General features: G+C 64.8%; 25 protein-coding genes and 1 pseudogene. 9 read left to right on the forward strand and 17 right to left on the reverse strand.

All coding sequences use genetic code 11. The features are described 5' to 3' along the window. The 3 genes from VKZ50_10860 to VKZ50_10870 form a co-directional block, all read right to left on the reverse strand. A partial coding sequence (locus tag VKZ50_10860) for a TlpA disulfide reductase family protein (GenBank protein HLJ60221.1) occupies nt 1-360 on the reverse strand: 360 nt, incomplete at its 3' end. Nucleotides 361-714: 354 nt separating this feature from the next. Further along, entirely contained in the window at nt 715-1152 is a 438-nt protein-coding gene (locus tag VKZ50_10865; GenBank protein HLJ60222.1) for a phage holin family protein, read from the reverse strand. Nucleotides 1153-1194: 42 nt separating this feature from the next. Beyond that, entirely contained in the window at nt 1195-1629 is a 435-nt protein-coding gene (locus VKZ50_10870) for a spore germination protein GerW family protein (protein ID HLJ60223.1), read from the reverse strand. A 306-nt stretch (nt 1630-1935) separates the two neighbouring features. Here VKZ50_10870 and typA point away from each other — a divergent pair, with 306 nt between their 5' ends. Next, complete coding sequence (gene typA / locus VKZ50_10875; GenBank protein HLJ60224.1) at nt 1936-3768, forward strand: translational GTPase TypA; 1833 nt, start codon at nt 1936-1938, stop codon at nt 3766-3768. A 14-nt stretch (nt 3769-3782) separates the two neighbouring features. Here typA and VKZ50_10880 read toward each other — a convergent pair whose 3' ends face one another. Next, nucleotides 3783-4436, reverse strand: a complete 654-nt coding sequence (locus VKZ50_10880; protein ID HLJ60225.1) for a cation transporter — start codon at nt 4434-4436, stop codon at nt 3783-3785. A 314-nt stretch (nt 4437-4750) separates the two neighbouring features. Between VKZ50_10880 and VKZ50_10885 the strand changes: the two genes are divergently transcribed. Then, a complete protein-coding gene (locus VKZ50_10885; GenBank protein ID HLJ60226.1) occupies nt 4751-5509 on the forward strand; it encodes a hypothetical protein in 759 nt (252 codons plus the stop codon). 496 nt (nt 5510-6005) lie between these two features. Here VKZ50_10885 and VKZ50_10890 read toward each other — a convergent pair whose 3' ends face one another. Then, on the reverse strand, nt 6006-6326 hold the full coding sequence (locus VKZ50_10890) for a DUF6176 family protein (protein ID HLJ60227.1): 321 nt from the start codon (nt 6324-6326) through the stop codon (nt 6006-6008). A 273-nt stretch (nt 6327-6599) separates the two neighbouring features. Beyond that, nucleotides 6600-7082: a hypothetical protein gene (locus tag VKZ50_10895; protein HLJ60228.1), complete on the reverse strand. Its 483-nt coding sequence runs from the start codon at nt 7080-7082 to the stop codon at nt 6600-6602. A 191-nt stretch (nt 7083-7273) separates the two neighbouring features. On the opposite strand from VKZ50_10895, the gene VKZ50_10900 reads away from it, so the two are divergent. Continuing rightward, nucleotides 7274-7558 carry a hypothetical protein gene (locus tag VKZ50_10900; GenBank protein ID HLJ60229.1) on the forward strand — a complete coding sequence of 95 codons (285 nt, stop codon included), beginning with the start codon at nt 7274-7276 and terminating at the stop codon, nt 7556-7558. Between the two features lie 89 nt (nt 7559-7647). Beyond that, nucleotides 7648-7845, forward strand: coding sequence for a hypothetical protein (locus VKZ50_10905; GenBank protein HLJ60230.1), 198 nt, complete (start codon nt 7648-7650; stop codon nt 7843-7845). Nucleotides 7846-8223: 378 nt separating this feature from the next. Here the strand turns inward: VKZ50_10905 and VKZ50_10910 are convergent, their stop codons facing one another. From VKZ50_10910 to VKZ50_10920, 3 genes are all read right to left on the reverse strand, one after another. Beyond that, the gene (locus tag VKZ50_10910) at nt 8224-8673 is read right to left on the reverse strand and encodes an SRPBCC domain-containing protein (protein HLJ60231.1); all 450 of its coding nucleotides are present in this window, start codon (nt 8671-8673) and stop codon (nt 8224-8226) included. 103 nt (nt 8674-8776) lie between these two features. After that, nucleotides 8777-8965, reverse strand: a complete 189-nt coding sequence (locus VKZ50_10915; protein ID HLJ60232.1) for an ArsR family transcriptional regulator — start codon at nt 8963-8965, stop codon at nt 8777-8779. A 317-nt stretch (nt 8966-9282) separates the two neighbouring features. Next, nucleotides 9283-10656 (reverse strand): MmgE/PrpD family protein, encoded by a 1374-nt coding sequence (locus VKZ50_10920; GenBank protein ID HLJ60233.1) that lies wholly within the window; start codon nt 10654-10656, stop codon nt 9283-9285. Between the two features lie 821 nt (nt 10657-11477). Between VKZ50_10920 and VKZ50_10925 the strand changes: the two genes are divergently transcribed. The 4 genes from VKZ50_10925 to VKZ50_10940 all read left to right on the forward strand — a co-directional run bounded on the left by VKZ50_10925 (nt 11478) and on the right by VKZ50_10940 (nt 15700). Further along, nucleotides 11478-13142: a thiamine pyrophosphate-binding protein gene (locus VKZ50_10925; GenBank protein ID HLJ60234.1), complete on the forward strand. Its 1665-nt coding sequence runs from the start codon at nt 11478-11480 to the stop codon at nt 13140-13142. Between the two features lie 558 nt (nt 13143-13700). Continuing rightward, nucleotides 13701-14231 carry an RNA polymerase sigma factor gene (locus tag VKZ50_10930; protein HLJ60235.1) on the forward strand — a complete coding sequence of 177 codons (531 nt, stop codon included), beginning with the start codon at nt 13701-13703 and terminating at the stop codon, nt 14229-14231. Then, nucleotides 14224-14913: a DUF5667 domain-containing protein gene (locus tag VKZ50_10935; GenBank protein ID HLJ60236.1), complete on the forward strand. Its 690-nt coding sequence runs from the start codon at nt 14224-14226 to the stop codon at nt 14911-14913. The genes VKZ50_10930 and VKZ50_10935 overlap by 8 nt, the downstream gene beginning before the upstream one ends. A gap of 61 nt (nt 14914-14974) precedes the next feature. After that, nucleotides 14975-15700 (forward strand): hypothetical protein, encoded by a 726-nt coding sequence (locus tag VKZ50_10940; protein ID HLJ60237.1) that lies wholly within the window; start codon nt 14975-14977, stop codon nt 15698-15700. Between the two features lie 101 nt (nt 15701-15801). On the opposite strand, the gene VKZ50_10945 is transcribed toward VKZ50_10940, so the two are convergent. The 6 genes from VKZ50_10945 to VKZ50_10970 form a co-directional block, all read right to left on the reverse strand. Further along, nucleotides 15802-16338 (reverse strand): transposase, encoded by a 537-nt coding sequence (locus VKZ50_10945; GenBank protein ID HLJ60238.1) that lies wholly within the window; start codon nt 16336-16338, stop codon nt 15802-15804. 173 nt (nt 16339-16511) lie between these two features. Then, complete coding sequence (locus VKZ50_10950; GenBank protein ID HLJ60239.1) at nt 16512-17453, reverse strand: DMT family transporter; 942 nt, start codon at nt 17451-17453, stop codon at nt 16512-16514. Continuing rightward, entirely contained in the window at nt 17429-18013 is a 585-nt protein-coding gene (locus tag VKZ50_10955; GenBank protein HLJ60240.1) for a peroxiredoxin, read from the reverse strand. Before VKZ50_10955 ends, VKZ50_10950 begins: the two co-directional genes overlap by 25 nt. Nucleotides 18014-18529: 516 nt before the next feature. After that, nucleotides 18530-18970 (reverse strand): hypothetical protein, encoded by a 441-nt coding sequence (locus tag VKZ50_10960; GenBank protein ID HLJ60241.1) that lies wholly within the window; start codon nt 18968-18970, stop codon nt 18530-18532. Between the two features lie 504 nt (nt 18971-19474). Then, entirely contained in the window at nt 19475-20038 is a 564-nt protein-coding gene (locus tag VKZ50_10965; GenBank protein ID HLJ60242.1) for a YSC84-related protein, read from the reverse strand. 57 nt (nt 20039-20095) lie between these two features. Then, on the reverse strand, nt 20096-20500 hold the full coding sequence (locus VKZ50_10970) for a hypothetical protein (protein ID HLJ60243.1): 405 nt from the start codon (nt 20498-20500) through the stop codon (nt 20096-20098). A 674-nt stretch (nt 20501-21174) separates the two neighbouring features. Here VKZ50_10970 and VKZ50_10975 point away from each other — a divergent pair. Beyond that, entirely contained in the window at nt 21175-22104 is a 930-nt protein-coding gene (locus VKZ50_10975; protein HLJ60244.1) for a hypothetical protein, read from the forward strand. Between the two features lie 283 nt (nt 22105-22387). Here the strand turns inward: VKZ50_10975 and VKZ50_10980 are convergent. Both VKZ50_10980 and VKZ50_10985 read right to left on the reverse strand, forming a co-directional pair. Further along, nucleotides 22388-22527 (reverse strand): annotated as a pseudogene (locus tag VKZ50_10980) (DUF3096 domain-containing protein). 586 nt (nt 22528-23113) lie between these two features. Next, nucleotides 23114-23752, reverse strand: a complete 639-nt coding sequence (locus VKZ50_10985) for a TMEM175 family protein (GenBank protein ID HLJ60245.1) — start codon at nt 23750-23752, stop codon at nt 23114-23116. Nucleotides 23753-24218: the final 466 nt, after the last annotated feature.

A 24218-nucleotide genomic window follows, 5' to 3' on the forward strand; every position in this document is an offset into this window, starting at 1 on the left:
CCGGCCGTCGGCGTCGTACCCGATCGGAAACGTCAGATGGTACTGTCGCACAAACTGGACGACCGCGGCTCGGTTGTCAAGCAGCCCGATCCCAACCAGCGCCACGCCCTTTCCCTGCCACTCCCGGTACTCCCGCTCCCACGCGGCGGCCTCGGCGTTGCACGTCGGGCACCACGGCGCCCAAAAGAGGAGAATCGCCGGGGAGCTCTTCAGGTCGGCGAGGCTGAGCGTCTTGCCGCTGAGCAACGGCAGCGTGAACGCGGGGGCGGGCCGGGGCCCCGCCTGAACGGCCGTCAGCCCTAGGACCACGACGGCGACCGCGATCAAAAATCGGACAACTCGAGTCAGTTCCCTACCCATTCGATGGCCACCCCGCGCCCGACGTGTTCGGCGACATCCAGATTACGACCATACTCCTGCTGTGTAAAGAACCGACAAAGACCGTCGGGGAGACAGGCCGAGCGCCTCGGCCGCGCGGTCGGCGATGGAGAGGTTCGACACACGCCGCCTTGAGCGGGCTCAAGCGCTCGAGACCGCCTGCCTATGAACTGCGGGGCGTGTGCGTGTCCCGCCCCCGCGGGGACCAAAGCGCTCGGATGATCTCCAGGGCGACGTGAAGCGGCACCGGGCGTCCCGCGACCACGCGCTCCCTCGCGTCCCGGAGGCTGGCCCGCAGCGCGGTTGTGTCGTCGGCGATCGCCTCCCGCAGCTCGGCTAACCGATTCTCAGAAGCTCGCTCCAAAGCCACCGCAGATCTCCCCGAAGTGCGTCCATCACGGCCGCGAACCGGCGGGCCCGGGTCCGAACGCGCCACGCCCCGACGACCCCCAGCGCCGCGATCAGGACCGTGCTCGCACCGAGCACGACCAGCGCCGCAGCCCATGGCGTCAAGACCAACGACAGCGCCAGCACGGCCGACGTCAACAACAACCCCACCGCGAAGACCGACATGAACGCCGCGACGACGATGAAGACGGCGCTGATCAGGAGCTCGCGCGCGAGCTGCCGCAGTTCTTGGCCGCTCAGAAGCAGGTGCAGCCGCAGCAACTCCGCCACGTGGGAGACGAGGCGCAGCACCAGCGTCCCCGCCGCCTCCGCGGGCCCGGCCCGCCGACGCTCGTCACCCAGGGTATCAGGTTCCTCTCCACTCATCGAGCCAGGCCCCCCCTTCCCCGGCGTCACGCACGCGGTCCGTCATCCCCGCGGCCCTGCTCCGGGCCCGGGCCGCCCCGGCTCCCGCTCGGGGCCACGCCCGCCGCACGCGCAGTGTCTCGCCCGCAGCGCCCGACTCACCCAGAACACACCCCAGGCGGCGAGCGCCATCCCCACAAGGGCGAGCCGGGTTGCGTCGACGATCGGCACGACGTTGATCGCCGTGTCCGTGACCTCAACGACGGCCAAGGGTTTCACGGAGACGCCTCCACCGCCCCCGCCGCCCTCGCCGACCATCCCGTCATCGCCCTCGGGCCGCTTGCGCCCATGTCCCATCCCCATGCCGAATGCGTAGCAGACGCGCGCGACGGGAACGATCGTGCGGCCGCGAAGCTCAACCGGGTCCCCGAACACCGTCCGGGTCCCCGCCCTGTCGTGTAGCTCCTTGATGCGATCGGCGAGCCTGTCGATCATCATCGAGCCTCCCTCCACCCGATCACGGACGGTCGCAGTCACCCCATCGACCAACTTCGCTCGTCCCCACCGTAGCCGGAGGGCCGGTTGAGCGTCTATCGGGCCGAGGTCCGATTCCGCGAACGGGGCCGCGGAGCGATCATGCGGGCATTCGACAGTCTCTGCCGGCGTTCCTTAAAAGGGACCCGTGTCCGCGCCCAGAGGCGGAGCGGGTCCAGGTACGAGCCGCACGCCCGTCCCGACGTTCGCCTGTACGATCATCGAGGATCGCGGCCGCGAGGCGGGACCGCGTGCACGAGGAGACGACCGGTGACCCAGGCCATTCGCAACATCGCCATCATCGCCCACGTCGACCACGGCAAGACGACGTTGGTCGACGCCATGCTCCGCCAGAGCGGGACGTTCCGCGCGAACGAAACCGTGGTGGAGCGCGTCATGGATTCGAACGAACTCGAGCGCGAGCGCGGGATCACGATCCTGGCCAAGAACACCGCGATCTTCTACCATGACATCAAGATCAACATCGTGGACACGCCCGGTCACAGCGACTTCGGCGGCGAGGTGGAGCGGGCCCTCAAGATGGTGGACGGCGTGATGTTGCTCGTAGACGCCAGCGAGGGCCCCCTACCGCAGACGCGGTACGTGCTGAGCAAAGCCCTGGAAGCCGGCCTGCCGCCGATCGTGGTCATCAACAAGATCGACCGGACCGATGCACGGCCGCAGCAAGTCTTGAACGAAGTCTACGACCTGTTCATCGATCTGGACGCCAAAGAGCCACAGCTCGATTTTCCCGTGCTCTACACGAACGCCAAGACCGGCGCCGCGTCGACCGACATCGCCCAGGCGGGGGTGGATCTGCGCCCCTTGTTCGAAGCGATCGTCGCAACGGTTCCGCCTCCCGGCGGGGACGCCGCGGCGCGCCTGCAGATCCTGGTGGCCAACCTCGACTACAGCGATTATCTCGGGCGCATCGCCATCGCGCGCGTGTTCAACGGCACGCTCAAGACCGGCGAGACGGTGGGCATCGCGAAGACGGATGGGGCGCTCCCCAGGACGCGCATCACGAAGCTGTTCTCGTTCAGCGGCCTCAAGCGGACGGAAGTCGCGTCGACCGAACTGGGCGACATCATCGCGGTCGCAGGCGTTGAGGGCATTGCCATCGGCGATACCATTACCGACGCGGAAACGCCCTCACCCCTGCCGCGCATCGCGATCGATGAGCCGACCATCGCGATGCAGTTCACCGTCAACTCCTCGCCGCTCGCAGGGCGCGAGGGCACGTATGTCACCTCGCGGAACCTGCGCGAACGCTTGGAGAAAGAACTCCTCACCAACGTCTCCTTGCGAATGGAGGAGACCGACAACACCGACACCTTCAAGATCATGGGCAGGGGTGAGCTGCAGCTCGCCATCCTCATCGAAATGATGCGGCGGGAAGGCTACGAGCTGATGGTCGGCAAGCCGGAGATCGTGACCAAGACGGTCGACGGCGTGCTGATGGAACCGATGGAACGGCTGACGATCGACGTGCCGGAACGCTTCGTCGGGGTGGTCGTGGAGAAACTGGGCGGCCGCAAGGGACAGATGACCAACATGCACAACCACGGCTACGGACGGGCGCGTCTGGAGTTCCGGCTGCCCAGCCGCGGGCTGATCGGCCTCCGCAGCGAACTGCTCACCGACACGCGCGGCACCATCGTCATGAATTCGCTCTTCGACGGGCACACGAAGTGGATGGGCGAGATCCCCCGTCGTCTGACCGGCGCGCTGGTAGCGGACCGGCCCGGCGTCACGACCTCCTACGCCCTCTACAACCTCCAGGAACGCGGGGAACTGTTTGTCGGGCCGGGGGTCGACGTCTACGAAGGCATGGTCATCGGCGAAAATTCGCGCGACAACGATCTCGACGTCAACGTCGTGCGCGAAAAGAAGCTCACCAACATGCGGGCGTCCACCGCGGAGGACGCGATCCGGCTCGTCCCGTTTCGGGCGTTGAACCTGGAACAGGCGATCGAGTTCATCGCCGACGACGAGTTCGTGGAGATCACGCCGCAGTCGCTGCGGCTGAGGAAGAAAATCCTACCGCAAAACCGGCGGCCGAAGAGGAATGCCGTCCCCGTGGGGGCCCGGAAGGCCGAATAGCCCACGGCCGGCCCTCAGTCGCATGCGCAGCCGCATTGCGCGGTCAGGGCCTCGCGGCCCTCGCGCACGATGAAGTACACGAGCCCGAGCGCCGCGACCGGGTCGGCCCACCACCAGCCGAAGACCGCACGAAGCCCCAGGCCGACGAGGAGCGTCGCGGCCATGTACGCGCAGACGACCCCGCACATGGCGTCGCCCTTGAGGGCCACACTGTTGATCGAGGCCGCCACGCGGAGCTTGGCCCGCACCAACAGGGGCATCACCACGAGCGCGGCCGCGGCCAGCGCCACGCCGGCCACGGATGAGTCGGGGATCGCCTTCGTCCACAGATTGTACACGGAGTGCAGCACCACGTACGCGGCGAGCACCAGCAGGCTCCATCCAACCACCCGGGATGCGGTGCGCTCAGCGCGCTCCACGCGCTCGGGATCGACGGCGGGATCCCGCCGTTCGAGGATCAGCCGCCACAGCAGGACGCCGGCAGACACGAGCTCGATCAGGCTGTCGACGCCGAACGCCACCAACGCGATGCTTCCGGCCGCAATGCCGGCGCTCAGGCTCACGGCGGCCTCAATGACCATCCAGACGATCGTCAGCCACTCCACGGCGACGCCGGCGCGCACCTGGCGCGCATGAGACGCTCGAAGTGCGATCGGTTGTATGCTCACACGGCCCCTTCTGTCGGTCGGCCACGCGTCCCGTCCGCGAGTACTATACTACACGATCGCGAGCCCTGCCACGGCGCCCCTCCCGTCGTCGTCGCATCGGCGCCGCGCCACTTGCCGCAGGGTTCCGCCCCGACAAGGACGTACTACCGATGCAAACGTGCGGGAGGGGCCCGGACGGATCGCATCGCAGGACGAGGCTACGCCGCGGTTCCATAAGCACTTCCGCCCTGCCTCGCCGGTCCGCGCGCGAACGACGGGTGCCCTGCTCGCGGGCAGGCGTGCCTAGACGCTAGCGAAGACACGGGGGATCGTGCATGGGGCTGTTCTCTCGTTCGGGTCGAAAGCCGTCGGTGCAGCGCGTCACGCCCGTAGAACTGGCGCTGTCCCTCACCGCGATCGCCGGGGGCAGCTTTGATGCGCACCGCAAGGCGGCCCAGCGGCTCGGGTATCCGGTCGTGCCGTTGGAGCTGTTTGTGTTCAGCGCATTTGCCACGGCGTGGAACGCGTCACGCCATCCGCTCCTGACCGCCCTCACCAAAGCGCAGAGACAAGTGGTGGCCGACACGTACTCGGTGTTCTCGTACTGCCTGTGGAGCCATGGTCGCGAGGCGCTGGCGAAGCGCCTGCCCGACCAACTCGACTGGGCTCACTACGTGGTCTTCAAGAACACGGTGGACTTTCGGCAATACCCGCCCTTCGCGACGCTGGTTCGCGAACGCGCCGGCGAGTACGAACCTCTGGTCAATATCACCGGCACAGACGCCGACCCGGCCAAGATTGCACTCCGGCTTGGAGACGCGGTGGCGCGTCACCTCCTTGGACCGAACACACCCGTCGGGCCGGTGCAAGCGCTGTGGTGCGCGCAACTTTTTCAGGAGATCAGCCCGACCGTCTCAGCATCGCTCAGCCACTACAAGTATCAACGTGATCCCGAAGCCGAGGCCAGCGCGATCGTGCCCGACGCATCCGTCGACACCATGATCCTCAGTTGCCCGCGGTGCGGGCAAAAGAACCGTGTTCCCGCGGGGCGCCGCGCAGAGGCGATTTGCGGTCGCTGCCGCGCCCCGCTATGATTGCACGAACGTAAGCACCGGAACGATCTCCCGCGACCCCGTGCATCATACGAGGAGATCGCGCCCTGCTGACCAGGCTACCGCTTCGGGCGCTCGTGAAGTGGACGTGACCCGGTGCAATCGTGGGCATCCGCCGTCGAACGCGATCGAGCCGCGTTTCAACGAGCGGCGGCAACCGCTCCGAAGCGCTGCGCGGCCGGTTTCGCCTCGCCATCTGTGCCCCCCCGCTCGACGAGTCCGCCGCGGCGAGACGGCACGTGTGTCAGGTGGCGAGGCGTCGGGTACCAATCTAGGGCAGTCGCGACTGCGTAACGCGGTCAGGGGGGAACCACAAGGAGGTGTTTCGCCATGTGGGTCCTCGCCGGTGCGCTCCGCGTTGGCATCGCTCTCGCGGCGACCGGGCACATGATCGCCAGGTAGCCCGCACCACAGGCGCTCGCAAGGAGACGGGGCCGGACGCGTATCGAGTCCGGCCCCGTCTGGTGTTCTGGGAGCGTCACCGATGCTCGAAGTGGAACAAGCACGTGAGTGGTTCGACCGCCTCAAGGGCCGCCACCTTGACGTCGATGTGCTGGCGGTCGATCGTGTATGGGCTTCGCTGCAGCGCCCGTTGCGCCCGATCGAAGTCCTCCGCCTCGACGAAGTAGTACACGGCGTCCTCATTGACGGAGAGAAAGCACGCCTCAACCGCGACGCCTTCGTTCCGCAAGGTCTCCACGACCTCACCGGACCGTCGCTTCAGTTCGTCGCACCAATCGAGCCACCGCTGTTTGCCCCCCGGCTTGAAGCGAAACTTCGCAAGCGTCACCTGTGCCACGGACGGTCCACCTCCAGTGTCGGTCCGTTTGCCGCAGGCGCCCGCGGGTCGCCGCCGCGCGCGGCCATAGACCGCAGGCTGGATGCACTGACCGGCCCCGCTCGGCGCCGGGCGGACCGTGCGTGCGGAGAGATTCGCCTGATCAGCATTCTATCCGCCAGCCAGATCTCGGCCGGCCGGTCGCACCGGGCGTGAGGCTGTTAGGCGCCGTCGGGGAACAGTTCGAGCATGTCGCATCGGGGATCCTGGCCCTCGCGTGCGTGACTGTCTTACCTAGCGACGACGAGGCTTCCCCCCGCCAGACGATGACTCGAGCCCCGTCGCGCGACGCTTCCGGGGTTTGCGCGGCGGCGAGGGCGGCTTTCGCGCCGCCCGATCGGTCGCGAGGCTCTCAATCTTGTCCTTGAGCATCCGCGCCAACTCTCCGTACACTTGCGGAGGGGGGTCGTACACGGCCGCGTGGCGTTGGGTCCCGGACTCATCCCGAATCGGCACCCGGCAATCCTCGAGATAGACGCAGAGGCTGAACGCCCGGTCCATGGCAGTGAGATCGGCCCATTCCGCGGCAAGGTCCAGCGGGACGTGCGTGAGGAGACTCAAGTCGCCGAGGGCTTCGTACCACGCGTATCTGCCACGTCGCCCGAGCACTTCATCAAGGAGGCGCACCAGTTCATTTGCGCGTCCGCGCACGGCACGTGCCTGACGGGAGGGAGACGTCGAACGCGCGCTCACGTCCCTGCGTGACTCATCCTGCATGCGTTGGTGCCTCCCAGTGGCGATGGCTGGTGCAAAACCCCCATTCATTGTACCTTGAACACCGGCGCCACGCCAACCGTCAATCGTCGCAAGGGCGCCAGCCCCGACCCCGCGTCCTGACGCGGTGTAGCCCTCCGGGTGATCCTTCAGGTACAATGCATGCAGCACAGTCCTGACGAGAGGGTACGCTGATGATGAATCCGCCAGACATGGACGCAGGGAAAATACGGGTGAGCGCTGAGACGTTGAAGGCGCAGGCAACTGCGATTCTCACCGAGGCGCTGAACGCGACGGGCGCACGTGCGGTCGTCGTGAAGGTCACGACTCGGCCCGAACATGGCACGGTGGTGGTCCTCCTGCAATCCACCGCCCGGCCAACGGACTCGCAGAAACGGTTGGAGTTCACCGAAGAAGAACTGGGCGAACATGCGGACGCTGCAGCAGAACGCGCCCGAAAATTTTTGCGTCAGCTGTAGTCCGCCGGTGGACTCGCCGCCCGACACTCGAACGGTACCGCACGTCGGTCACGCCGCACAACCCTATCCCTTTTCGGAGGCCGTTAATCGTGGCACCCATCAGCGTGCGCGAATACTCGGTAGTGATCAAACTACAGGTGGTGACGAAAGAGGATCGACAACACATCGCGGAAATGGCGTTGGCGGTCGTCAAAGACGCGGTTCGTCACTATGGCCCGGATATCCGTTCAGGGGAGCTGGTAGAGATTCAGCTGGAGGAAAAGCGTACCGAGAACAAGTACGATTGAGCCTCCGTGTCCAGTCAGGCGGCCCCTGAGACTGGGCCCCGATCACCGAGGGTGATTTCCTTGCCTTCGCGGCCGCCCGCAGTTGTAGCTCCCACGTGCCGCAATCCGTCGTGCGCGGATTTCGATTGAAAGGGTGGCGCGTGCATTTCTTGCATTGAAGACGATGGATCGTCAAGGTTACATGCCCACCCGGCAGTTGAACGTCTATCGATCAGGCTGCAGCACGCTCCAGTCGACCATCTCGGTCGGCATCGAGCCATCGCCAAGCGTCGCACCGACCCGGGGCGTGTTCACGCCGCAGTCCAGTCGAGCCAGATTCACTGTGCCGCGGGGCCCTCTGCCAAACTCGATCCGACCCGGGGATGCACACGTAGCCACTTAGGCTCGGTCCTCGACGTACGCCTGCAGCCAAGCCAGGAGTTGGGGCCAGCCGCGATGATGCTCGCGCGAACGCTCGGTGGTCAGACCCGAGTGCGTCAGGCGGACCGTCGTCACCCCGCCCTTTTCCTCCAGATCGAAGCGCACGAGCGTCTCCGGCGCGTTCTCCTGCCAGTCCGGGAGCCAAGTGAACACCAGCCGGCACGGACGCTCAACGCTGCGATACTCGCCGCCCACGCAGAAGGGCTTGCCGCCCATGCCGACGCCGCGCATCACCCATTTGCCGCCCGGGCGCAAGTCAGACTCCATGTGCGTTGCCCGGAATCGCCCTTCGACTCCCCACCATCTCACACGTTGGTCGGGGTTGCTCAGCGCCTCAAAGACCCGTTCCGCCGGAGCCTTGCTCGTGATCTCTTTGACGACCGTGTCGCTGGCGTTCGTTGGGTTCATCGACGCCCCTCCGCAACGTACCGCTTGCGACTGCGCAAGTTCTCGTCCCAGAAGGCGTCATAGTCCCGAAGCCAATCGGTGACCGCACGTAACGCGTTCGCGTTTAAGGCGCAAACGCGCGCGGTGCCATCTCGGCGTGCAACAACGACCCCGCAGAACGCAGCACGCGTAGGTGCTTCGAGATCGCCGGACGGCTGGTGCGGAAATTCTCCGCGATCTCGCCGACCGCCGCGCAGCAAGCCGAGAGTTTCTCGGCGCGTCGGATCGACGATCGCTCGGAACACGGCGTCACGCTCTTTGCGATTCATGGTAGCCATTTGGTTACCGATAACGCAACCGATTGGTTACGACAAATCAAGCACGGAAGATCGTCAACGCGGGAACACCGGGGCAACGACCGCCGACGGTGGCTGCGGTCGACATTCTACGTGGCACCCAGCCGGACCCGACGACCGGCGTCGACTAGATGTGCTCCCGTCGCCGCGCATCAGCGCACTCGAAACGGCCCCGCGCGTCGCTCCCCGCCACCGGCACGGATACGCCGCGCCCCGGCGGTAGCACGGCGCCGGCTTGGACACGCCGGTCGGTGCCTTGCCCCCGCAGCGCGGACTACGACGCGGTCAGTCGGCCCAGACTCCCAAGGACGTCCGCCACGTTATCGAGGGATTCGAACGCCCACAGGGCGTCCTTCAGCTCACGACAGAGCTTGCGGTCGCGCACGGAAGCGCACAGCGCGTCACACTTTTCGTTCACTTCGTCGTCCGTGAGCGGATGTTTGGCGTGGCCGTGCGGGTGTGCCGCCTGGCCTTCGATCGTCTGACCTGAGCGCAGTCGGACGATGATCCGGGCATTGAGTTCGCCGGGAAACCGCCGCGAGAAATCGGGGCGCTCCGCCACCGAGATCCGTGGCATCAGGCTCCGAAGCTGTGGATCCGCGATCCGGTCGGGGGAAAATGAGTCTGGCGTGATTCGCCCGTCGAGGAGTGCAGCGGCGAGCAAGTACGGAAGGCTGTGATCCGCGGTCTCCCGCGTACGCGGATCCCATTTGGCCGGTTCCATGCCGATCTCGCTGTATGCGACCCAGTACGTCTCCACATGGATATCCTCGATCTGATCGACGGGAACGCGGTCCCGCAGCCTCAAGATCACGTCCAGCGCGCTCTGCGAGTTGTACTCGGCAGGATGAAACTTCAGGCCGCTCACCTCGGCGACGAAGGGCCGCGTGTGCGGAACGGCCAGGTCCAGCGTGAACGGTCCAGTGATGAGATCCATGATGCCATCCTTGCCGACGAACGGCTCGCTCGGCCCGGTCATCCCCTCGCGAGCGAGTAGCGCGGCGAAGATCCCGTTCCGGTTCGCCGCCGCCGTGGCGCTGCCTTTCCACATCGACAACTGCCCCACACGTGTCTGCCGGGTGGCGATGTTCGAGGTGACGGCGATGGACGCGGCGTGCGCTAGTTGCTCCCGAGACAGTCCCAGGAGCTTGCCCGCACCCATGGCAGCGGCGACCACGGTGAAGGTGCCTTGATCCCAACCGCGTTCCCGAATGCGGGTGGCCCCCGCCAACGCGGCGCCAACCTCATAGGCGATGACGATGCTCAGCAGAACGTCGACACCGCGGACCCCCAGCGCCTCCCCGGTCGCCAACGCCGCGGGGATCAAGTCGCTGGGGTGCTGACCACCGCCGCGCGGTGTGAAATACATGTCGTTGTAGTCAAGGTACCGCACCATCACGGTATTGGCGAAGGCCGCCAGTTCGACGGTGGTCTTGGTCTCCAGTCCGACAGCGGTCGCCGACAGCCGTCCTTGCGACTGGCTCGCCAGCTGTCTTGCAATCCGGGCGGGTTCACCGCCACGTCCGCCGACGATACAACCGAAGGAATCCACGACCCTGCGTTTCACCTCGTGGATCGCCGACGCGTCAAGCGCCTCCGCCGTCAAACCGTCGACGAAGCTGGCAATGCTCCCGGTCACATCATCCACGTTGACACTCTCCCCGCCCCTGGTACCGGACCGGCGTGACGGTCCGACTCCGCGTGTCGGCGGGACACGCCGACCCTCGCCGGCAGGTCCCGACCGACGGCGATGCCGTCGCGTGCCATGGGTTTTCCACGTCCCCTGGTCCAATGGAGGCCCCGCCGTCGGGCATTACTCGGCAGCACGCCGGCAACTTCCCCTGACGCGTCTCGGATGGTGCAGTCGATCGTTACACCCGCCGGGTTCTTGGGCGCGCCACACCCCGTGCGGTGGCCTCCCCACGGGCTCGCGCACTCGCCCCACGGCCCCGCACGACGACGGCCTGGCGGGCGACTGCCGCGCCCGGACCACCCGGGGCATCCGGCGCGTGGTGTTCGGGGCGCGCGCGGTCGCTCCCTGCGAAGGGTCGACTTCGGCAAATCATCGCGCGGCTGCTCGCCCGCCGCGCGGAGACGAAGCAGCGAGCGGGTCGGACCAGACGCCGAACTAATATCCGCGGCAACGGATCCGCAGGAAGCCCAGACAGTCGAGTGGAAGCGTTCGTGGTCCGCAACGGTCGCATCGTTGACGGATGTCGTCATGCGCGCGCCGACGCGACGGGCCTGCGCGGCGACCATGGCGCCTCCACAGGGGCGCCCCTGGGAAGCGCGGTGGATCACGCGCGGTCGAGCGTCGCCCTGCTTCTTGGGCGATCCGGACCGGTGGGATCGCAAAACCGGCCAAGTCGAAGAACCGACGGGAGCCGCACACCCCGCAGTCGACGACGTAGGTTCGCGGCCGATGGATGGGTGATCGCACTCAATCGGGGCACGGGAGGATCAACGGAAATGCCGCGGATCACTGGCAAACGCGCACTGCTCGAGCAGCTCGTTGCGGACGGCGTTCGGTACATCTTCGGCAACCCCGGAACCACGGAGCAAGGGTTCATGGACCTGCTCCAGGACTATCCGCAGGTGGAATTCATCCTCTGCCTGCACGAGGGAGTCGCGATCGGCATGGCCGACGCGTTCGCGCGCGCCACGCGGAAGCCGGCCTTCGTGGAGCTCCACATCGCCCCCGGGTTGGGGAATGCCGTCGGCATGTTGTTCAACGCCAAAGTCGGCCGCTCACCGCTCGTCGTGTACGTCGGCCAGAGCGCGAGCAGGGCGCTGTTCCAGGAGCCACTCCTGTCCGGCGATCTGGTCGAGATCGCCGCGCCGGTCACCAAATGGTCCTACGAAATCACCCACGCGGCGGACGTGCCCCAGGCGGTCCGCCGGGCCATGAAAATTGCCGAGGAAGCCCCACAGGGGCCCACCGTGCTATCGATTCCCATCGACGTGTTGGACGAAGACGCCGAGGTGTCGATTCAACCCACCAGCTACACACGTTGGCGCGCACATCCCGACCCCGCAGCGATGGACGAGGCCGCCGAATTGCTCGCCGCAAGCCGCCGCCCAATGATCGTGACGGGGGACGGGATCGCCCTGTCGAACGGGCAGGAACACGTGACCCGTCTCGCGGAGCTGCTCGGTGCGCCAATCTACCAAGGCTACACGACCGAGGTCAACGTCGACGCCAATCATCCCCTGGTGATCGGCACGCTGCCGTTCACGAACGCCGCGGCGCCCGAGTTCACTAGCCGAGTGCTCGCTCGACATGATGTCGTGCTTGCACTGGGGGTGCCGCTGTTCCGGTACATCTTCCCGCGCCCCGGCGACCTCGTCCCAGCGGCCACCAAGGTCATCCAGATCGACCTCGACGGCTGGGAGATCGGCAAGAATGTGCCGGGCGCGCTCGGCATCAAGGCCGATTGCGCGGCCGCGCTGCTCGCGCTGCTTGAGCGGCTGGAATCGCGCGCCCCGGCCGGCGCGGTGGAACGTGCCGCTGCGATTGCCGCCGAAGGGAGCCAGAAACGCGAAACGGTGTTGGCCAACGACCGCAAGACTTGGACCAACCAGCCCATCTCCGTTGCGCGTCTCATGAGCGAACTCGCCGATGTGGTACCCGCAGACGCTGTAATCTTTGATGAAGCGATCACCTCCAGCACGGTGCTGCAACGCTATGTGGCGCCGCGACCCGGCCGGTACTTCCGGGCGCGGGGTGGCGGGCTCGGCCCAGGCCTGCCGGGCGCGCTTGGGGTGAAGCTCGCGATGCCGGAGCGGCCAGTCGTCGGCGTCGTCGCAGACGGCTCCGCGATGTACAGCGTCAGTGCGTTCTGGACGGCCGCGCACCACCGCATCCCGGTCACCTGGGTCGTGTGTAACAATGCGAGTTATCGAATCCTAAAGGAAAATATCATGGACTACCTGGGACCACGACACGCGGACCGGAAATTCGTTGCAATGGATCTGACTGACCCGCCGCTTCGCTACGATCGCATCGCCGAGTCGATGGGGGTACGCGGTCGGCGCGTCGAGCGCCCTGAGGATCTTCGCCCGGCCCTTGAGGAGGCGCTGGGTTCGGGAGCGCCCGCGGTGGTCGACGTCGCGATCCAGCGCGACGTGCGCTGACCGCGCGCGCATCGTGGCGCCGCGGCCCGGTTGTCTCCGTCAGTGGGGCGGCGTGATCGACAGCGCGTTCCCCCGCTGACGCTGGACGGCGAGCGGATCGGCCCGTCGCTCTCCCCCCGCTGCACACGAAAGTACGCGAGGCATGTGTGTCGGCATTCCCATCTCTTCCGGGAAGCGCTCGCGTTCCAGGTACGAACGCACCGTCTGAGGCTTTGCGGACGGCTCGCTGAGTAGTCCACCATCCCGGGAAGAATCCAGGTAGCACCGGTGCTGTCGCAGCCCGGATTCGGTTGAAATTGCCGCGGCGACGGCACCGTCAGACGCGGTCGTAGATATGGCCCGGGATCGCCGATGCGATCTCCGGGTGGCATACCGGTCCGGGCTCCCCGCCCCGGAATGCCTCCCGCGTGCGGCCACGCACGGGTGTTCGTCACTTCGGGTCATCCGAAACACTCAATGCGGGTATCGAAAGAACATCAGCACACTTCGAGCCGCCATTGGGCGTCACGAAAGCCGAAGATCAGGCACATAGTGACGAAGCGTACGACGGGGGCAGAAATGAACACCGAGGCATTCGCAGAGACATTCGCGCGCATCTACGATGACCACTATCGGCGGGTGTTCCGTTATCTGCTGGCGCGGACTCGCAGGCGCAACGACGCGGAGGAGTTGACTTCCGAGGTGTTTGCCACGGCGCTCGCGGGACTCGGAGCGGGGCGTGAGCCTCGACACATGGGAAGGTGGCTCGTCGGAATCGCGGACCATCTTGCCTCCCGACTCTGGCGCCGGCAAGTTACGGAGCAAGAACTCACCGAATGTCACCACCCCGGTGAGGCAAGCGACCCGGCAGATTTGACTCTTGAGCGGTTGGAAGCCGAAGCCCTCTGGCGTTGTCTCGACGCGCTCGATCGGGAACATCGTCAGGTGTTGTTCCTTCGGATCGTGTCCGATATGCCGGCGCGGCAGGTCGGGATCGCAATGGGACGGTCAGAAGAGGCAGTGCGAAGTCTGCAGTTGCGGGCGTTGCGAGCGCTCAAACGGCGTTGGACGGAGGAGCACACTAATGAGGGACTCCGACGCGATGCGTAACACTGAGATGCAGCTCGAACTTCTGTTGAGGCGTCTTCCGGGGGAAACCTCCGGTGCACCGGGCGCGTCGTCAGCGGACGACGACGTCTCCACGGAGTTGCGGGAACTTCACGACCTCGCGCTCCGTCTGCGCGCGGCCCGGCAGCACCTGCCGGTATCGATGTCGCTGCGCCTCGTGCGGGCGGTAGTGTCGGCCGCCACGCGGCACTCAGGAGACGGCGATGTGGGGTACTCGGGAGACGGCAGTGTGGCATACTCGGGAGACGGCGGTGTGGCGTACTCGGGAGACGGCGGTGTGGCAAGAGTCCGCTCCAATTCGCACCGCTGGCAACCAGGGTGGGCCGCCATCGCCGCGGCAGTACTCCTCGGGGCGTTCGGGCTAGGAGTCGGTGCGACCTCGGCCGGAGCGTCCCCATCGAGTCCGTGGTACGGGGCGCGCCTGGCCATTGAGAACGCCCAGGTCGCGCTGACGCCAAGCGCGCGTGCGCGAGCGGAGCTGTTGGTCAAGAATGCGCAAGCACGCCTTGGGGAGATCCAAGCGATGGCCGCGACCGGAGACACCGACGGCTTGCGCCGCGCCGCTGATGCGTTGGATGCGGACGCGGGCTGGCTGCACGCGGTCCTCAAGATACTGCCAGCGCAAGAGCGGCGTCAGTTGATTCGGGGGTTAGGAAAAGTCTAAGACTCGTCGATGATCCGGCGGGGTTGACGCGAGAACTACGCAACGAGGAGGAACAGGCATCATGCGGTGGCTAGCAAGCGGTATGATGGTAGTGATGGTGGGATTTGCCGCGGCGCTTCCCGGGTGGGCGGCACAGGCGACGCAGCCGCTGGCAGTTGATTTCAGTGGCGTGCACGTCCCGTCTGGCAGTCAGACAACGACAAGCGGACACCTGGGCGGGCTGTCGACGACGTTGTCAATGAGCGGGTCGGCGACCGTGGGCACATTCACCGAGATCGTCACCGGACTCAGTCCTCAGTTTGGACAGCTGAGCGGCACGTATTCGTGTTCCGCCGGCGAGTGCTCCTTGCAAATCACTTCGGCCACGGGCGTGTTCGCCAACGTAACGGGGACCACGCTTGCGCTCAATGTCACGACGGCCACGACGACCGTCCTGGGCACCTCCTTTCCGAATCACGGGGCATGGGTATCGACCGTAGCCCGGGCGGCCTCGACACTCAAGGCCGAAGGAACGCTACCAGCCGGCGTGACGATCGGAGACTTAGTGAGTCAGGCGGCGCACAATGAGAAGGAAGTGCACGATAGCGCCGCGGCCGACAACCACGGCGGCGGAAGCGCGGGCGGAAACAACGGCGGCACCGGCAACTCCGGTGGTCACGGTAACGGTGGCGGGAACGGGAACGGCAGCGGCGGCAATGGAAACGGCAACGGCGGCGGCAATGGGGGCGGGAATGGGAACGGCGGCGGCAACGGCAATGGGGGCGGGAATGGCGACGGTAAACATTGAATACTCGCTAGAGAACCACTGAATTCGTCGCGGGGGGAATTGGCAGGGACCCGGGTTGGCCGACCCGCAGGGGCCGGACCGGGTTTCTGTCATGTTTGAATTCAGCCAGTCTGCCCTAGCCTCGTCACCTTCACGGCCTGCTTGCCTTCCCTGATCCACTGTTCCGACGTCCCCCGTTTGTTGTAGAATCGCGCGACCGCCCGACAGTCCATCTCCAGCGTCGTCACGATCAAGTCCACGCGGGGAAACAGTTCCCCGCAGTGAAACTCGATCTTCGCAACCACCCGGCGTGCCGTCTTCCAACTGACGGCGGCCTCGTACCGGAAGCGCTTGTACCGGACCACCGGGGTGTGACTCGGGCGTCCGACGGATCCCCGGAGCGACTCCGCGATCTCGCGCTCCAGGATGTCATTGGATGGAATGTGGATCGCGTACCTCACGCCCCGCTTCTCCAGGGTGTCGTAGAGCTCGGGTGTGGCGAAGGTGGCATCCGCGCGCACGACCACGTTCTTGCCCTGTGCCTGCTGCCGCTCGATCTCGGGCAGGAGTACCTCCTCCCACTGCTCGACGCTGTGGACGTTGCCCGGCCGCAGTTTCATCGCCAGGCAATCGCCCTCCCGATTGAACAACCGCGTCAACGGCGGTTACGCCTAGAGCGGGATGATACGATACGCTCGCCTACCATGACGCCGCGGCACCTCACTTGCGCGCCGCTTGATACAACGTGCATGCAGCGGGCTAAGAAATGACTGTAGAGGCCGCGTGAAGCGAGTAGTTTCAACGACTCGCCACGATTGGCACCGACGATCGCCTACGTGTTGAGTATCGACCTCTCGGATGTGGACGGGCGTCGGCTCACGTAGACATGGCCGGAGACGGCGACCATAATGATCGTTCCGCCGATCCAGGTCAACACGGGCGGCACCTCGCGAAACGCGAGCCAGACCCACAGCGGTCCGAGCGGCACTTCCGACGCTTGGGTGAGCGCCGTCTCGGTCGCGGAGATCAGCCGGGCGCCGAGCGTGAGCAGCAGCAGGCCGAGCCCGAATTGCGTTACGCCGAACAGGGCGAGATACAGCATGTCCGTCGGATCGGCGGCACCCGGATGCGCCAGCGGCCACACGAACGCAGGGCACAGAAGGGCAGAGAGGCAGGCTGCGGGCAGCATCGGAGTCTCGCGGTGCCGCCTGATGACCAGCATCATGCTGGCCATGCACAGTGCCATCCCGAATGCCAGCAGGTCACCGACGAGATGACCCTCGCGCACCGCTCCTCCGACCATGATCGCCGTGCCCACGAGCGCAACCGTGCTTGCGAGCAAGGTGCTCCAGCGTTCGCGCTCCCGGAGCCACAGCCATCCGAGTGCCGCGGCCAAGAACGGCGTCGTGGCGTTCATGATCATGACGTCCGCGACCGACGTGCGGCGGAAGGCATTGATGTACATGATGGTGGCGAACGTCGAGAGGCACGCCGCGGCCAGGCCCGGCGCGCCGATGTCGCGGACGACGTGCACGGTCCGGCGGCCGTAGCGCCACACGATGACGCTGCAGATGAAGACGCCTGCGAAAATCCCCCGCCAGAACAGGATCGTCCAGGGATCGAGCGGGATCAGCCGCGTGTAGAAGCCGGAGGTGCTGTAGGCGACGGCCGAGCCGAGGTTCAGCACGATGCCCAACCAGTGCTGGCCGCGGGGCTCGCCTCCGGCGGCGGCACCGCCGGCGCGCGAGTCTATCGCCGGTGCTGCGCGAGCCACGCCTGGACCTGCTCGGCGTTCTTGTCCGGTGGAAAGACCGGATAGAAGACGCGTTCGATCCGGCCGTCGCGAAGCACCAGCGTGAGCCGCTTGATCAGCTCGGCGGGCTGTGCCCCGAAGCTCCACGGGAACTCGAACGTCGGCAGCCGCAGCGCGCGGGTGAAGGTAAGATCCTTGTCGCTCAGCAGCGCAAACGGCAAGTGCAGGCGTGTCACGGCTTCGCGCTGGTAGTCCGTCGTCTGCGTGCTGAGGCCGAACACGCGCGTGCCGAGAGCCTTGAGCGCCGCGTAGTGATCGCGGTACGCGCAGGCCTGCGGAGTGCATCCGCGTGCGCCGGGAATCTCGTTCCACCCCTTCGGAACCTCATGGTCCGGTCGGCCGGTCCGCGGGAAACAGTAGACGACCGTCCGCCCCGCCAGGGCGGACAGGTCGATTGCGACGTCAGAGGTCGACGGCAATGCCACCGGCGGCACGCGCATCCCGCGGAGATGAGCACACGCCCCGTCATCCACGGGGACGGGCAGGTCAGGCGGCAGGTCCAAGGGATTATGTATCGACATTTCGCACCGGATTTCCGCTTTACTTTCTGCAACTCCTTTCATCAAAGATCCCAAGCTCGGTGGGCCCTCGTCCGAGCGCCCATTCGGGTCAAGACGATGGTACACTGCCACAGGAAGCCTCATGCACCTTGCGGTTGCTCAGAGTCAGTGCTGTCTTGGGAGTTCGCTCTCCGCGCGCTGGGATCGGGTCAGGAAGCGGCACCATCCGCACGACCGCCGCGCCGCCGTCCGCCCGCGCGGCTGGGTGCAGATGATGTACGGACACGACCACGTCGCCGTGCTGCGGGAACTGCTCAGTGAGGAATCCACAGGAACATCTGTACCATGCCATTTTGCACCTCCTGCGACCGCTGCTCAGCCCGATGGCCCGCGCACGCCGGCATGCATGCCATGGGCGTGCTCACAGCCGGGGTAGGAGTAGACTCTCAACCCTCGTCGCTTGCAGAGTCAGAGACCAGGGGGGCCCGGGAAATTCCTTCCGGGACTCCTCCCTAGCGTGGACGCGTGTAGTGCTCGTTATTGGAAGGCGTCGAGCAACATGTATCCCGCGGTTCCCCGGGTCGGGCCATTCAACACGTGAACCTGAACCACCTGAAGAACCACGTCCTCCTGCGTGTCATTCCGCCAGATCGCAATCGCCGTCGGTTCGCTCATTACGAGCACCCGTGCACCGACCGGGACACTGTCGCAGTTCTGTGCCAGCGCGAGTTGGCGCGCCCGATACGGATTGCTATTCGCGTAGGCCGTCAGCAGGACTCTGAAGGCCTCCCGGTCGCCACAAACCGCCGCCGATCCACTCGTCACGACCTGGACATGGGCGACCAACGTTCGATACGGCTGCACCGGCCCCAAGGGCTGTACGTACGGCCCCGGGTACGGTTGCGCCGACGCGGACGCGGCCATGATCAGCATCAACACAGTCGCGACTCCTGCCGCGGCCAACGTGATCCGTTGCATAAACAGCCCTCCTTTCTCAGGCTGATCTAGGCGAAGAGCGTCCCGGACTCCGCTATCTGTCCAGGAAGTTGCACTCACGGGACTCTCCTACTTCGCCGCATTTGATTGCCACTGTGGCAACTTCGGCCAGGAACCACAAAAGAAGCAGCGGCATTGTGGTCACCTCATTGTGCGCGTCTTCCCCGACCCGGCCAGTGACATCCCAGGTGTTACCCGGGAGCAAGATGCCTCAAACACGGCCATCGAGAAGGCGGCTAACTCCGCCGCAGGAGGTACTGCGAAGACCCGAGCTAGGGTTCTTGGCGAATCCTTGCGGCGTCCGGCACTAGCCAGCACGGCGCGTCCGTACCGCCCCAAAACGAGCGACGGCGATCGGGATATTGGCGTCAAGTCAGCCGGCTATTGTTGGCGTTTCTGCTTCATCGCCTCCAGGTCGCAACAAGCACAGTAGAGGCGGGGACAGCACACGGCTCACCGTCTGGGTTCGCAGTGGGCCGCGGCCCCCTACTCCTGCAGCTTGGAAATCTTGGACTCCTGTAGTGTCAAGTTGTACATCAGGCCTTCCTGCCCGACCACGAACCCGACGATGGGCTGATCGAATGTCGTGGTGTCTATGGACGCGTGGGCGCCAAGATTTACGAGTACCACCGACCCGTCGACGCCCGCCTGCCACCCCTGCTTAGCCTGGAAGTCCCGAAGCGCCTTGTCCTGGAGAAACACGAGGATGATGTCCTTCTTCTGTGCTCCCAACTGAAACCCGACCGAGCCGGACGCGATATTGTAGTACGCTACCGTCTGGCCGTGCACGCGCAGCGCCCCCTCGCCATATTCCCCGCCGACTCCAATCCCGGCCTGAATGACATCGGGGAACACGAGGACACCCTTAGCGTCACGGAGGAATGCATCGGCCCCGGTCACTTGCTCGGTGAATCGGGACAGCGCTGCGTCCACGCTGGCATCGATCTCCTCTGGCGCCTTGGCATAGGACAGATTCGGTAGCAAGAGGCTGCTTAACAGAACCAGACACGCTGCCGCAATGATCCTGGCCCCGGCCTGCCAACGGTACATAGCACGTGACCCTCCCTAAGGTGCACCTTCTCGCCTGCCTGCCCACCCTACGGGCTGCTACTGAAGTGAGACATCCACTCGTGTCGCGACATTCTCACCGCCAACCAACTGGTAATCGATATCGACAGCATCACCGGTGTGGAGTTGGTTCGGGTCCACCGTCCTGTGGACTCGTGTCCATGTGATCGGGGTGTGTGGCATGATCACAACCGTGACCGGCATGATAGTGGCGGGCGGATGCCCAGGTTTTTCCGAGCCCTTCGTGGGGCCCGCGGTCACCACCAGTTGTGTTCGACACGAACTCGGATCCGCCGAGGTACAGGCGATCGACTGCTGCTTCGCGATGATCCCCTTGACGTTCATGGTCGGGCCACTGGTATCGGACATCGATTGGGCCATTGCGAGCGCAGGTCCGAGAACCACAACGGCCAATAACGCAAGCCACGCGAGCATGGGTTTCATTGTGCATCCACCTCCCTGCGTATCTGCTCGTCTCGTAATGTTCCCCTAACGATCGAAGGATGAAACGCGTCGCACGAGCGCGCTGAATCCGACGCTGTCGATATCGGTGGGTCGTCATGAGCGCGCCGCCCGCGTTGACAATGCCGATTCATCATTCGGTACGCGCTGTACGCGCGCGGCCGGGGCTCCTCTCATGGCAACTCGTATCACGCGCGGGTGCGCGTGGCTACAAATCTGGCGCGCGGCGAACCGTCACGCGTGATATGGCAGGCTTCATGCTGAAGCGCAGGTCACACCCTAGGCGGACTTTCGCTCTTCTCCCGCTCCATCCCGGATCTCACAGTCTAACTAAGGCAAAAACTGTTGGGCGTGTGGATGGCGTTTGAAACTCCGGTGAATCGGGGACACTCCGAGCGATCTGGAGAGAGAAAGGAGGGATGGCCGATGTTGTTCCCGTGGGTTGCTGTTGGACTGTTCCTCGGCCTCTCGACGATCGCAATCGCCGTAGCAGCGCACAATCGCTAAGTGAGGCAAAGGGAAGCCGTCCGGGGGCGGCTTCCCTCTTTAATGGGCGCGGTATATGGCGGCAGGCTGTCTGCGGGTGTCAATGTTCAGCTAGAGAACGTGCGCCGGCGATCGTTTCATTGGCGATTTCCGGCGGGAGGTGTGTTCTCATGAAGCGAGCGGTCGCATTGGTGCTGGGTACGTTTGTCAGCATCGGGGTACTCGTGGCTGCGGGTGTGCCCGCCGTTCTTGCGGAGCCTGCGAGCACTACCCCGGCAACGCGAATCGATCATCCAAACTCGGCGTCAACGGTGGTCAGGGGGATCAATGACGACGGCCATATGGTCGGATTCTACCTTGACAAGACCAAGAAAATCCATGGCTTCCTGTTCTTCGACGGGCAATTCACACCGATCGAAGTCCCGAATGCCAGTGGGACGGTGGCCGGCGGGATCAACGACGCCGGTGTGATCGTTGGCTATTTCATCGACGCCGGCGGAGTATCTCACGGCTACATGCTCTCCGCGGGGCGATTCACCATGATCGATGTCCCCGGCGCCGCAGCGACCTATGCTGACGATATCAACGCCAATGGGGAGATCGCCGGAACGTACGATGATCGCTCCAAGCACTCCCACGGCTTTCTGCTGGCCGGAGGACACTTCAGCACCTTCGAGGTCCCTGGTGCCACGACGACCCTGGCCTACGGCATCAACCGCGCCGGCCAGGTCGTAGGGTACTACGAAAAGGATCGCGTGCCTCACGGGTTCTTCTTCGCGGCCGGACAATTTACCACGATCGATGTCCCCAACGCACTCAAGACCTGGGCGTGGGGAATGAACGACGCCGGCCAGATCGTCGGATACTACCAGGACAGCGCCCAGTCGATCCATGGCTTCATGCGCGACGTGTCGGGACATGTCACGACGATCGATATCCTTGGCGCCGATGTAACGAACGTCTTCGGGATCAACGATGACGGTTGGATGGTCGGCGCGGAGATCCACAAGGGAGTGTACTGTGGCTGGTCGATGCCGCCCAGCAGTGGGGCCGGCCAGTATACTTGCCTTCCCACACAAGGCACACGCTCACCTTTGTGAAAGTAGTGCCTGGTCCAAGGTCCAGCGACCGATATGAACAGCCGTCCGCGAAGGAAGAACGTGAGGAAACTTCAAAAGTGACTCCAATTTTGACACCAGTGTTCCTCTTATGAACGGTGCCCACCCCGGTTCTTGCCATCCGGGGTCCTTCCGGCCGCCGCCGAAAGCCCGTTTGTGCCGTCCCGGGGCGATGACCGTGATCGTTCTGTCCCCCATGAGCCCACGAACAATGGTGGCCAAGCAGGGCCGGATCGAAAGTCTTCGCACCCCGATGCGGCACGACTCAGCGTCCGAACAAACCGACCAAGCCAATCACGATCAGATAGATGCGACGATGTAATTCAGCAGACATGGTAGCATCAGGATCAAAATGCCGGCGATCAGCGCCATTACCGGCGAGATCGCGGTGAGGCTAACAATCACCGGTGGTCCCGCGAGACTTGCTGTTGTGATCGTCGGGTGAACGTCGCCGCTGACCAAGTACGGGAACTTGACGGTCACCACCCCGGCGCTCGCCGCAGCGGTGATCCCCTTCGCACCGAGTCCTGTGTCGGCGGTGATCGCCGCTGCAACCCCTGTCGCCACAGCCGCAGCGTTGACTTCACTCCCCGAGCACGCATACGAGATCGCGCGTTTACCGATTGAGGGGTGAAACACCGTCACTTCGAGGGCCTGGTCGATAGGGCGACCGCGTATGCGCCTGCTTGAACTGTTCCGATTCCGCGAGGTCGAACGCCCTGTCCCGCTTCGGGCCGACGATCACAACTTTGAGCACGCCTTGGTCAGCGTAGGCGCGGACGGTCCCTTCCGAGACGCCCAGTTCCCGCGCCGCCTGCGAGATCGTCAAGAGACAGATCGCGTCGATGGTTACCCCTCTGTGCTGTAGGTCTCTCGATAGATATATACGGTCGAGCGTCTCGCTTCCAACGGTGGGAAAATGAACCACGCCCGAGGCCGGAGCCCCGAGCGCCACGCGTTGAAGACCGTTGCGGGCTCTACAAACTCGCGGTTATCTCGGGCGAGCGATTGCCTGCGCGTAGCGTTGCGCCACGAGGGCCTGCGCCGGGATCAAGAGCACTAAAGTCCAAGGAGCGAGGGGTGCACTGGTCGCTGCAACGCCCATGGAGAGTACAAAGATCAGTGGTGACACCAAGGTGCGAATCAAGAGGTACTCGGCAGCAGACGGAGTAAGTTTCGGATTTGTCAAGTTGCGCGCCGTCGCACATTGCCACAACCACGCCAACGTCAATCCCACCAGCGCAAGGGTACCCGCATACACGATCCAGGCAACTCGCGCGTCACCTTGCGTGACAAAGTACCCCTCACCCACTAGACTCGTCGGGAATGGCGTCAAGACGACGAACGCGAGAAACGCGAAGTTTCTCAACAGCAGTGGGCGATCATAGGCGACAATGTGCGCGAGCAGACGGTGGTACGCGACCCAGTAGGCCGCGACAACGGCAAATGAGAGGCCGAAACTGTAGAACCTCGGCCACAGCGACAGCAGTTGTCTTGCGAGATGGTCGGTGGAGGTGCCCGGAAGGTGAACGTCGAGCACGAGAAGTGTCAGGGCAACACCAAAGATGCCATCGCTTAATGCGGCAATGCTGGACGCGTCATACGGGTCGAGGATCTCTTTCGGATCCATGCCGCCCACCTCTCCCGACTAACTTGTACTCTGCTTCGCCATCGATGGTTGCACTATGCTCCACCTTCGCACAACTCTCCCAACCGCTGTGCCCGCCCTTTTCTGCGGCTCAATGCCGACTCCCTCGGTGCACGTACAATGGGTTGTCCTTCTCGTCCACATCTACTTGCACCAAGTACCGACGTTCGGTCAGGTAAGCGAGCGAACGCCGCGCTTGGTTCTCACGAAGCTCGGTCCACCACACGATGAATCGCCGCCGTGTACGGAATCGGTGTCGGATCATAACACGTCCACCGCACGGCCTGCACAAAGCAGCCCTTCTAGGGTGTCCAGTGTGGACGAGGTGTTGACACTTTTGCGCTCCAAGCGAGCCCCGCAGCATAGGTTAGCCAGCCTTTCTGCCGGCGAAGAGCGTGGCCGGCGTTCGGCCTAGCAGGCGATATCCTTGATGCGGACGCTCCCGATT

This window comes from bacterium, assembly GCA_035295165.1.
Classification (GTDB): Bacteria; Sysuimicrobiota; Sysuimicrobiia; order Sysuimicrobiales; family Segetimicrobiaceae; genus JAJPIA01.

Excerpts from the sequence above, each read along its gene's own strand:
- VKZ50_10865 (HLJ60222.1), bottom strand. The coding sequence starts at position 1,152 with ATGAGTGGAGAGGAACCTGATACCCTGGGTGACGAGCGTCGGCGGGCC.
- VKZ50_10870 (HLJ60223.1), bottom strand. The coding sequence starts at position 1,629 with ATGATGATCGACAGGCTCGCCGATCGCATCAAGGAGCTACACGACAGG.
- VKZ50_10885 (HLJ60226.1), top strand. The coding sequence starts at position 4,751 with ATGGGGCTGTTCTCTCGTTCGGGTCGAAAGCCGTCGGTGCAGCGCGTC.
- VKZ50_10895 (HLJ60228.1), bottom strand. The coding sequence starts at position 7,082 with ATGCAGGATGAGTCACGCAGGGACGTGAGCGCGCGTTCGACGTCTCCC.
- VKZ50_10900 (HLJ60229.1), top strand. The coding sequence starts at position 7,274 with ATGATGAATCCGCCAGACATGGACGCAGGGAAAATACGGGTGAGCGCT.
- VKZ50_10910 (HLJ60231.1), bottom strand. The coding sequence starts at position 8,673 with ATGAACCCAACGAACGCCAGCGACACGGTCGTCAAAGAGATCACGAGC.
- VKZ50_10925 (HLJ60234.1), top strand. The coding sequence starts at position 11,478 with ATGCCGCGGATCACTGGCAAACGCGCACTGCTCGAGCAGCTCGTTGCG.
- VKZ50_10930 (HLJ60235.1), top strand. The coding sequence starts at position 13,701 with ATGAACACCGAGGCATTCGCAGAGACATTCGCGCGCATCTACGATGAC.
- VKZ50_10935 (HLJ60236.1), top strand. The coding sequence starts at position 14,224 with ATGCGTAACACTGAGATGCAGCTCGAACTTCTGTTGAGGCGTCTTCCG.
- VKZ50_10940 (HLJ60237.1), top strand. The coding sequence starts at position 14,975 with ATGCGGTGGCTAGCAAGCGGTATGATGGTAGTGATGGTGGGATTTGCC.
- VKZ50_10955 (HLJ60240.1), bottom strand. The coding sequence starts at position 18,013 with ATGTCGATACATAATCCCTTGGACCTGCCGCCTGACCTGCCCGTCCCC.
- VKZ50_10960 (HLJ60241.1), bottom strand. The coding sequence starts at position 18,970 with ATGCAACGGATCACGTTGGCCGCGGCAGGAGTCGCGACTGTGTTGATG.
- VKZ50_10965 (HLJ60242.1), bottom strand. The coding sequence starts at position 20,038 with ATGTACCGTTGGCAGGCCGGGGCCAGGATCATTGCGGCAGCGTGTCTG.
- VKZ50_10970 (HLJ60243.1), bottom strand. The coding sequence starts at position 20,500 with ATGAAACCCATGCTCGCGTGGCTTGCGTTATTGGCCGTTGTGGTTCTC.
- VKZ50_10975 (HLJ60244.1), top strand. The coding sequence starts at position 21,175 with ATGAAGCGAGCGGTCGCATTGGTGCTGGGTACGTTTGTCAGCATCGGG.
- VKZ50_10985 (HLJ60245.1), bottom strand. The coding sequence starts at position 23,752 with ATGGATCCGAAAGAGATCCTCGACCCGTATGACGCGTCCAGCATTGCC.